At 74.9% G+C, this 8,779-nt stretch carries 9 protein-coding genes; 5 read left to right on the top strand and 4 right to left on the bottom strand.

Going from position 1 to position 8,779, the window contains the following annotated elements:
- The 4 genes from GTR00_RS08670 to GTR00_RS08655 form a co-directional block, all read right to left on the bottom strand.
- Nucleotides 1-832: aldo/keto reductase (locus GTR00_RS08670; protein ID WP_166611228.1), on the bottom strand; the 832-nt coding region annotated here is incomplete at its 3' end.
- A gap of 35 nt (nucleotides 833-867) precedes the next feature.
- On the bottom strand, nucleotides 868-1,293 hold the full coding sequence (locus tag GTR00_RS08665) for a hypothetical protein (protein ID WP_166611227.1): 426 nt from the start codon (nucleotides 1,291-1,293) through the stop codon (nucleotides 868-870).
- A 56-nt stretch (nucleotides 1,294-1,349) separates the two neighbouring features.
- Nucleotides 1,350-2,564 (bottom strand): pyridoxal phosphate-dependent aminotransferase, encoded by a 1,215-nt coding sequence (locus GTR00_RS08660; protein ID WP_407659663.1) that lies wholly within the window; start codon nucleotides 2,562-2,564, stop codon nucleotides 1,350-1,352.
- 89 nt (nucleotides 2,565-2,653) lie between these two features.
- On the bottom strand, nucleotides 2,654-4,684 hold the full coding sequence (locus GTR00_RS08655) for a beta-galactosidase (RefSeq protein ID WP_166611225.1): 2,031 nt from the start codon (nucleotides 4,682-4,684) through the stop codon (nucleotides 2,654-2,656).
- Nucleotides 4,685-4,747: 63 nt separating this feature from the next.
- On the opposite strand from GTR00_RS08655, the gene trpS reads away from it, so the two are divergent.
- From trpS to GTR00_RS08630, 5 genes are read left to right on the top strand one after another with little or no spacing between them, the layout of a single operon-like run.
- Nucleotides 4,748-5,782: a tryptophan--tRNA ligase gene (trpS, locus tag GTR00_RS08650; RefSeq protein ID WP_166611224.1), complete on the top strand. Its 1,035-nt coding sequence runs from the start codon at nucleotides 4,748-4,750 to the stop codon at nucleotides 5,780-5,782.
- On the top strand, nucleotides 5,779-6,357 hold the full coding sequence (locus GTR00_RS08645) for a 2'-5' RNA ligase family protein (protein ID WP_166611223.1): 579 nt from the start codon (nucleotides 5,779-5,781) through the stop codon (nucleotides 6,355-6,357). The genes trpS and GTR00_RS08645 overlap by 4 nt, the downstream gene beginning before the upstream one ends.
- A gap of 15 nt (nucleotides 6,358-6,372) precedes the next feature.
- Nucleotides 6,373-7,464 carry a YihY/virulence factor BrkB family protein gene (locus GTR00_RS08640; protein ID WP_166611222.1) on the top strand — a complete coding sequence of 364 codons (1,092 nt, stop codon included), beginning with the start codon at nucleotides 6,373-6,375 and terminating at the stop codon, nucleotides 7,462-7,464.
- Nucleotides 7,465-7,491: 27 nt separating this feature from the next.
- Nucleotides 7,492-7,731 carry an SCO4848 family membrane protein gene (locus tag GTR00_RS08635; protein WP_205705378.1) on the top strand — a complete coding sequence of 80 codons (240 nt, stop codon included), beginning with the start codon at nucleotides 7,492-7,494 and terminating at the stop codon, nucleotides 7,729-7,731.
- Between the two features lie 3 nt (nucleotides 7,732-7,734).
- Nucleotides 7,735-8,751: a LacI family DNA-binding transcriptional regulator gene (locus GTR00_RS08630; protein ID WP_166611220.1), complete on the top strand. Its 1,017-nt coding sequence runs from the start codon at nucleotides 7,735-7,737 to the stop codon at nucleotides 8,749-8,751.
- Nucleotides 8,752-8,779: the final 28 nt, after the last annotated feature.

Here is an 8,779-nt window from a genome sequence, read left to right as displayed (position 1 = left end):
CGTTCATCTGGTCCGCGTCGCCGCCGACGCGCCCGTCGGCGCGGTCCAGGCCGGCGATCTGGGCCATGTCCGCGGTGGACAGCTCGAAGTCGAAGACGTCGATGTTCTCGCGGATGCGCTCGGGGGTCACCGACTTCGGGATGACCAGGTTGCCCAGCTGCACGTGCCAGCGCAGCACCACCTGGGCGGGGGTCTTGCCGTGGGCCTGCGCCAGCGCGGTGATGGCCGGGTCGTCGATGACGCCCTTGCCGGAGGACAGCGGGCTGTACGCCTCGGTGACGATCTGGTGCTGGGCGTCGACGGCGCGCAGCTCGGCCTGCTGGAAGAAGGGGTGCAGCTCGACCTGGTTGACGGCCGGGACGACGCTCGTCTCGCCCATCAGGTTCGCCAGGTGGTGCGGCTGGAAGTTGGAGACGCCGATCGCGCGGGCGCGCCCGTCGGCGTAGATCTTCTCGAACGCCCTGTAGGTGTCCACGTAGGCGCCGGCGGCCGGCACCGGCCAGTGGATGAGGTACAGGTCGACCGCGTCCAGGCCCAGCTCGGCCAGGCTGGCGTCGAAGGCGCGCAGCGTGGAGTCGTAGCCCTGCTCGGCGTTCCACAGCTTGGTGGTGACGAACAGCTCCTCGCGGGCGATGCCGGAGGCCGCGATCGCGCGGCCCACGCCCGCCTCGTTGCCGTAGATGGCGGCGGTGTCGATGTGGCGGTACCCCGCCTCCAGCGCGGTCTCGACGGCCGGGACGACCTCGTCGTCGCCGACCTGCCACACGCCGAAGCCGAGCTGCGGGACGGTCACGCCGTTGTTGAAGGTGAGCTGGGGGACGCTGGCTGCCATGCGGTCAGCCTAGGCGCCGGCGCGTGAGAGCGCGCTCACAGGGGCTGCTCGGTCAGGGAGCCCGAGGGGTCCACGGCCGTCCACGCCCGGCGCACCACCGGCTCGCAGCCCTCGCCGTTCACCGCCCACTGACGCGGTGCCACCCGCGCGTGCGCGTCGACCACCACCACCCCGGCCGCGTCGTGGACCTCCAGGTCGACGCCCACCGGCTGGCCGCCCAGCCCGTCGTGCTGGACGAACACCTGCGCCGCCTCCCCCTCCGTCAGCGCCCGTCGCGAGCAGACCCCGTCCACGCAGGCGGTGACCTCCCACGGCCGCGGGTTCGTCGCGGGCAGCAGGCTCAGGTCGAAGGAGACGCCCGGGTCCGCGCCCTGGCCGGGGCACGCGCGCCCCGAGCACGAGCCCCCCGCCGCGGCGGCCAGGAGCGCGGCGGCCAGCGCGAGCGCTGCGCGTCGGTGCACGCGCCCATCATCGCCCGCGGGCGCCCGCCGCGCGCACCCCCCGCCAGCGCCGGGCCTCAGCCGCGGGAGCGGTCGGCCAGGAACTCCGCGATGCGCCCCACGGCCACCTCCAGGTCCTCCACGCGCGGCAGCGTGACGATGCGGAAGTGGTCCGGCTTGGGCCAGTTGAAACCGGTGCCCTGCACCACGAACACGTGCTGCTGCTCCAGCAGGTCCAGGATGAGCTGGTAGTCGTCGTCGACCCGGTGCACCTCCGGGTCCAGGCGCGGGAAGCAGTACAGCGCCCCGCGCGGGCGCACGCAGCTCACCCCGGGGATCTCGTTGAGCAGCTCCCACGTGCGCCGGGCCTGCTCGGCCAGCCGCCCGCCGGGCAGCACCAGGTCGTTGATGGACTGGTGCCCGCCCAGGGCGGCCTGCACGGCGTGCTGGGCGGGCACGTTCGCGCACAGGCGCATGTTCGCCAGCAGGTCCAGGCCCTCGATGTAGCCGCGGGCGTGCCCGGTCGGCCCGGAGACGACCATCCAGCCGGAGCGGAAACCGGCGACCCGGTACGCCTTGGAGAGCCCGTTGAACGTCAGGCACATCAGGTCCGGCGCCAGCGCCGCCGTGGAGACGTGCGTGGCGCCGTCGTAGAGGACCTTCTCGTAGATCTCGTCGGACAGCACGAGCAGGCCGTGCTCGCGCGCCACGCCCAGCAGCTCCTGCAGCACCTCGGTGCCGTACACCGCGCCCGTGGGGTTGTTGGGGTTGATGACCACCACGGCCTTGGTGCGCGGGGACACCTTCGAGCGCAGGTGCTCCACGTCCGGCATCCAGTCCGCGGACTCGTCGCACAGGTAGTGCACCGCGCGCCCGCCGGCCAGGCTGACCGCCGCCGTCCACAGCGGGTAGTCCGGCGCGGGCACCAGGACCTCGTCGCCCTCGTCCAGCAGGGCCTGCATCGCCATGACGATGAGCTCGCTGACGCCGTTGCCCATGTAGACGCCGTCGACGTCGACGCCGGTGATCCCCTTGGACTCCGCGTGCTGCACCACCGCCCGGCGCGCGGACAGCAGGCCCTTGCTGTCGCTGTAGCCCTGCGCCACCGGCAGGTTGGCGATGATGTCCTCCAGCAGCTCCGGCGGCGCCTCGAACCCGAACGGGGCGGGGTTGCCGATGTTGAGCTTCAGGACCCGGTGCCCGGCCTGCTCCAGCTCCTGGGCCCGCGTCAGCGCGGGTCCGCGCACGTCGTAGAGGACGTCGGCGAGCTTCGAGGACTGACCCAGGTGCACCACGCGACCATCCTGCCACCGGCCCCGGCGCGCCCCCGCGGCGAACCGCCGCGGGGGCGCGTGGGGGAGCGGTGGGGGTCCCGTGCGCGTCAGCGCTCGCGCACCACGGCGCTGGCGCCCGGCTCCAGCTCCAGCAGGCCGTCGACCTCCTCGCCGGCCACCTCGTCGAAGCCGCTGACGCGCACCGTGGCGGGCTCCTCACCGTGGTTGAGGGCGAACAGGAAGGAGGTGCCGTCGGCGCGGCGGCGGCGCTGCACGTCCACCGGGCCGGAGGCGGGCGCCACCGGCTGCACGCCGCCGGCCGCGCACACCTCGCCCAGCAGCCGCGAGAGCGCCTCGTCGTCCAGCAGGGTGCCCAGGTACCAGGCGGCGCCCCCGCCGGGCAGCTCGCGCCGGGTCAGCGCCGCGCACCCGGCGACCGCGCCGTCGGCGTGGCGGGCCAGCACCTCCACGTCCTCGGCCACGGTCGTCAGCTCCGACCACACGTCGCCCACCGAGCCGTCGTCCAGCTCGCTCGCCACGCCCTCCAGCAGCGGGTGGAACTCCTCCACCCGCACGCCCAGCAGGTCGCGGAAGGCCCCGGGGTAGCCGCCCAGGCGCACCCGGGCCCGCTCGTCGACGACGCCGGAGAAGTACGTCACCAGCACCTGCGCGCCGCCCTCGGCCGCCGCCCGCACAGCCGCGGCGGTGGCGTCGTCGCACAGGTACAGGGTGGGCACCACCACGACGCGGTAGCGCGAGAGCACCTGCGCCAGGTCCTGCGGGTGCGCGCCCACCGGCACCACGTCCACGCCCACCTGCGCCGCGCGCAGCAGCCGGTGCACCGCGCGGGCGGCGTCCACGGGACCCACCCGCTCGGAGGGCAGGGTGGGCGCCTCCATCGCCCAGGCGCTGACCCAGTCCACCAGCAGCGCCACGTCGGCCTCCACGGCCGCCCCGCGCACGTCGCCCAGCCGCCCCAGCAGCGCGCCCAGCTCCACGACCTCGCGGAAGCGCTCGGAGTCCTCCCCGGCGTGCGGCACCATCGCCGAGTGCCACTGCTCGGCGCCGCCGGCGGAGGCCCGCCACTGGAAGAAGCACACCCCGTCCGCGCCGCGCGCCACGTGCGCCAGGGAGTCCTGCAGCATCCCGCCGGGGGCCTTGGCGGGGTTGACCGGCTGCCAGTTCACCGCGCTGGTGGAGTGCTCCATGAGCAGCCACGGCCCGCGCGCGGCCCCGCGGGTCAGGTCCGCGGAGAAGGCCAGCTCCGCGCGCGGGTCGGCCACCGCGGTGGGGCCGGTGTGCAGCAGGTAGTGGTCGTTGGAGACCACGTCCTGCTCCAGCGCCCAGCGGCCGTAGTCCATCGCGCCCAGGCCGGCGGAGACCATGAAGTTCGTGGTCACCGGCACGTCCGGGGTCAGCCGGCGCAGCACCTCCTTCTCCGCCAGGTGCTGGCCCAGCAGCTCGTCGGAGCTGAAGCGGGCGAAGTCCAGGGCCTGGGCGGGGTTGGGGAAGGTGCTCAGGTGCCCGGGGGCCTGCACCTGCTCGAAGGAGGTGTAGTGCTGGCTCCAGAAGGCGGTCGCCCACGCCTCGTTCAGGGCGTCCACGCCGCCGTGGCGCTGCTGCAGCCAGCGGCGGAAGGCCGCGGCGCTGACGTCGCAGCAGCAGCGCGCGTTGTGGCAGCCCAGCTCGTTGCTCACGTGCCACATGCGCAGCGCCGGGTGCTGCCCGAAGCGGCCCGCCAGCTCCTCCACCAGGCGCAGGGAGCGCTCGCGGTACACCGGCGAGGAGGGGCACCAGCTCTGCCGGGAGCCGAAGACCACCCGGCGGCCCTCGGCGTCCACCGGCAGCACCTCCGGCCAGCGCTGCGAGAGCCACGCCGGCGGCGAGGCCGTGGCGGTGGCCAGGTCCACGCCGACCCCGCCGGCGTGCAGGTCGTCCAGGACCTCCTCCAGCCAGCCGGTCTCGAAGCGGTCCGGTTCGGGCTCCAGCAGGCCCCACGCGAAGATCCCCACCGACACCAGCGTCACGCCGGCCTCGCGCATCAGGCGCACGTCCTCGCCGCGCACCTGCCGCGGCCACTGCTCGGGGTTGTAGTCGGCCCCGAAGGCCAGGCCCGGTCCCGTGATCCACTCTCGCACGGGCGCAGCCTGCGGGCTCGCCCCCCGGCCGGTCAACCGCCGCGCGGCTGGCAGGATGGGGGCATGGAGCAGTCACCAGCGCAGGGGACGGGGGCGCGCCCGCGCCTGCTGTCGGGGATGCAGCCGACCTCCGGCTCGCTGCACCTGGGCAACTACCTCGGCGCGCTGAAGCAGTGGGTGGCCCTGCAGGACTCCCACGAGGCGCTGTACTGCGTCGTCGACCTGCACGCCCTGACCGTCGGCCCGGACCCGGCCGCGCTGCGCGAGCGCACCCGCGTCACCGCCGCGCAGTACGTCGCCGCGGGCGTGGACCCCGAGCGCTCGGCGCTGTTCGTGCAGAGCCACGTGCCCGCCCACGCGGAGCTGGCCTGGGTGCTGTCCTGCCTGACCGGCTTCGGCGAGGCCAGCCGCATGACCCAGTTCAAGGACAAGTCCGCCAAGCAGGGCGCGGAGGGCACCACCGTCGGGCTCTTCACCTACCCGGTGCTCATGGCCGCCGACATCCTGCTGTACCAGGCCGCCGAGGTCCCCGTCGGCGAGGACCAGCGCCAGCACCTGGAGCTGACCCGCGACCTCGCCCAGCGCTTCAACAGCCGCTACGGCGAGACCTTCACCGTGCCCGAGCCGTACATCCTCCAGGAGACGGCCAAGATCTACGACCTGCAGGACCCCGGGGCGAAGATGAGCAAGTCCTCCTCCTCGCCCGGCGGCATCGTCGACGTCATGGACGACCCGAAGGTGACCGCCAAGAAGATCCGCTCGGCCGTCACCGACACCGGCCGCGAGGTGCGCTTCGACCCGGCCGCCAAGCCCGGGGTGTCCAACCTGCTCTCGATCCACTCCGCGCTGTCGGGGCGCAGCACCGCCCAGCTGGAGGCCGACTTCGCCGGCCGCGGCTACGGCGACCTGAAGAAGGAGCTCGCCGAGGTCGTCGCCGACGCGCTGGCGCCCGTGCGCGCCCGCGCGCAGGAGCTCGTGGCCGACCCCGGGGCGCTGGACGAGGTCCTGGCCCGCGGCGCCGAGCGCGCCAACGCGATCGCCGAGGAGACCCTCGCCCGCGTCTACGAGCGGGTGGGGCTCGTGGGCCGGAGGCGGTGAGCGCCGTCGGCGGGGGGGCGCGGGCGCTGGGCCGCTCGCGCACCCCGGCGCGCGCCGGCACCCGCACCATCGGCGTGTCGATCCCCGTCCCGGACCCGCACGCCGCGGAGCTGACGGCCTGGCGCGCGGACTTCGGCGACCCCCTGGCGCACGCGGTGCCCCCGCACATCACGCTGCTGCCGCCCAGCGAGCTGCACGTCGGCGCCCTGGAGGAGGTGCGCGCCCACCTGCGCCGCACCGCCGCGCTGCACGCCCCCTTCGTGGTGCACCTGCGCGGCACCGCCACCTTCCGTCCGGTCTCGCCGGTGGTGTTCGTGCAGCTCTCCCGCGGCATCTCCGAGTGCGAGCTGCTGCAGAGCCAGGTGCGCCGCGGGCCGCTGGCCCGCGAGCTGTCCTTCCCGTTCCACCCGCACGTCACCGTCGCCCACGACGTGCCCGAGGACGCCCTGGACCGCGCCGAGCTCGTGTTGCGCGACTGGGAGGCGACCTTCACCGTGAAGGGGTTCAGCCTCTACGAGCACGGTGCCGACGGCGTCTGGCGGCCACGGGAGGACTTCGGCTTCACCGCACCGTAGAGGAGTCGCGGCACCGTGGGCGTCGTCCAGCAGGTCCAGGCGCTCCTGGCGCGCTTCGGCGCCACCCACCCGGGGCGGGCCTACCAGCGCTACGGCGCCGCGCGCGGCAACGTCCTGGCCGGCGGCATCGCCTACTTCGCGTTCTTCTCGATCTTCCCCGCGCTGGCGGTGGGGCTGACCGTCCTCGGCTTCACGATGCGCGGGGTGCCCGAGGTGCGCGACGGCGTGGTGGACGCCCTCGTCGAGGGCGCCGACGACTACCTGCCGGGCCTGGTGCACGCGGGCACGAAGCCGGAGGGCCTGGAGGCCAGCGGCATCTGGATCGGCGACTACCTCACCGGCACCACGCTCACCGTCAGCCTCCTGGTGTCCCTGGGCACGCTGCTGTTCACCGGCCTGGGCTGGATCGACGGGATGCGCCAGGGCATCCGGGCCGTGTTCGGCGAGGACGCCGGCGGCGGCAACCCCGCGCTGCTGAAGCTGCGCGACCTGTCGGTGCTCGTCGTCATCGGCCTGGGCGTGGCGCTCAGCGTCGGCTCGGTCGTGGCCACCAACGGCCTGGGGGAGTGGCTGCTGGGCCTGGCCGGGGTGCGGGACACCACCGCCGGCGGCTGGCTGCTCACCGCCGCCGGCTTCGTCGTCGCCTTCTGCATCGACACCTGCACGTTCCTGGCGGTCTTCCGCGTGCTGCCCGGCGCCGACGTCCCGCTGCGCCACCTGCTCTCCGGCGCCGTGCTCGGCGGGGTCGGCATCGGGCTGCTCAAGCAGTTCGGCACCGGTTTCGCCCGCAACAGCGCCCAGGGCAACGCCTTCCTCGGCGCGGCCGCCAGCATCGTGGTGCTGCTGGTGCTGATGAACCTCATCGGGCGCCTGGTGCTGCTGGCCGCCGCCTGGGCGGCCACCGTCGCCGAGGACGCCGGCACCCTGGCCGAGCGCACGATCGCCAACTACACGGTGCCGCTGGGCCCGCTGCCGGCGGACCACCCCGCCGAGGAGGCGCACCGCTCGCGCACGGCGAAGGTGGGCTCGGCCGTCGCCTGGGGCACCCTGGCCGCCGGGGCCGTGGTCGCCGCCCGCCGCGCCGCCCGCTCGGTCCTGCACCGCTGACCCCCGCGACCGCGCGGCAGTGCGAAGATGCCTCCCGTGGTCCTCTCCCGACGCACCAGCGCGTTCCTCGTGGCCTTCGGGGTGTGGAGCTGGTTCATCTGGCCGAACTTCCTGAGGAACGTCTGGGGCGACCCGCGCTCCTTCGAGGGCGGCCCGCAGCCGTTCCTCCTCGTCCACCTCGTGCTCGTCGTCGTCAGCCTCGTGCTGGGCACGGCGATCGCGGTCGTCGGCGTCCGCGGCCTGCGCGGGGCGCGCCGCACCCGCTGACCCGTGCCCAGCCTCAGCGCGCCCACCCTGGAGTCCGTCGCGGCCCGCGCCGGGGTCTCCCGCGCCACCGCCGGACGCGTCCTGGCCGGGTACGGCCGCGTCAGCCCCGGCGCCCGCGAGGCCGTCCTGCGCGCCGCCTCCGAGCTGTCCTACGTGCCCAACCAGGCGGCCCGCTCCCTGGTGACCCGGCGCAGCGGCTCCGTGGCCCTGGTCGTCGTCGAGCCCGTCGAGCGCTTCTTCTCCGACTCGTACTTCCCGCTCGTGCTCAGCGGCGCGCAGGCCCAGCTCGCGGAGCGCGAGGTGCAGCTGGTGCTGGTGGTGCTCTCCACCGAGCGCGAGCGCCAGCGCTTCGAGCGCTACGCCCGCAGCGGCCACGTCGACGGCGCCATCCTCGTCTCGGTGCACGGCCCGGACCCGCTGCCGCAGCACCTGCTGGACGCCGGCATCCCCGTGGTGATGTCCGGGCGCCCCTTCGAGGACGGCTCGAGCGTGCCGTACGTGTCCGCCGACAACACCGGCGGCGCGCGCACCGCCACCCGCCACCTCATCGAGCGCGGCTGCCGCAGGGTCGTCACGGTCACCGGCCCCATGGACATGCGGGTGGGCCAGGACCGCCTGGAGGGCTTCCGCGAGGAGCTGCGCGCGCACCGGCGCCGCTTCACGCCGCGGCTGGCCGTGTCGGGCGACTTCACCGTCGCCGGCGGCCGCGCGGCCACCGAGGAGCTGCTGGCGCGCCACCCGGACCTCGACGGGGTGTTCGCCGCCAACGACCTCATGGCCGCCGGCGCGCTGCAGGCGCTGGCCGCCGCGGGCGTCGCGGTGCCCGAGCGGGTGCGCGTCGTCGGCTTCGACGACGCCCCGCTGGCCGGGGCGGCGACGCCGCCGCTGACCACGGTGCGCCAGCCGGTCGTGGCGATGGGGCGCGAGCTGGCGCGGATGCTGCTCGCCGTCGTGGACGGCGGGCAGCCGCCGGCACCGGTCGTGGTGCCCACCGAACTGGTGGAGCGCGCCACCTCCTGAGGCGCCACCTCCTGAGGCGCCTCAGGAG

The organism is Kineococcus indalonis, assembly GCF_009906395.1.
Classification (GTDB): domain Bacteria; phylum Actinomycetota; class Actinomycetes; order Actinomycetales; family Kineococcaceae; genus Kineococcus; species Kineococcus indalonis.
The sequence above is the reverse complement of the archived record's forward strand: the minus strand, read 5'-3'. Positions and strand labels throughout refer to the sequence as shown.

What these genes read in the sequence shown, in the direction of transcription:
- trpS (WP_166611224.1), top strand. Translation starts at nt 4,748, where the DNA reads ATGGAGCAGTCACCAGCGCAGGGGACGGGGGCGCGCCCGCGCCTGCTG.
- GTR00_RS08635 (WP_205705378.1), top strand. Translation starts at nt 7,492, where the DNA reads ATGCCTCCCGTGGTCCTCTCCCGACGCACCAGCGCGTTCCTCGTGGCC.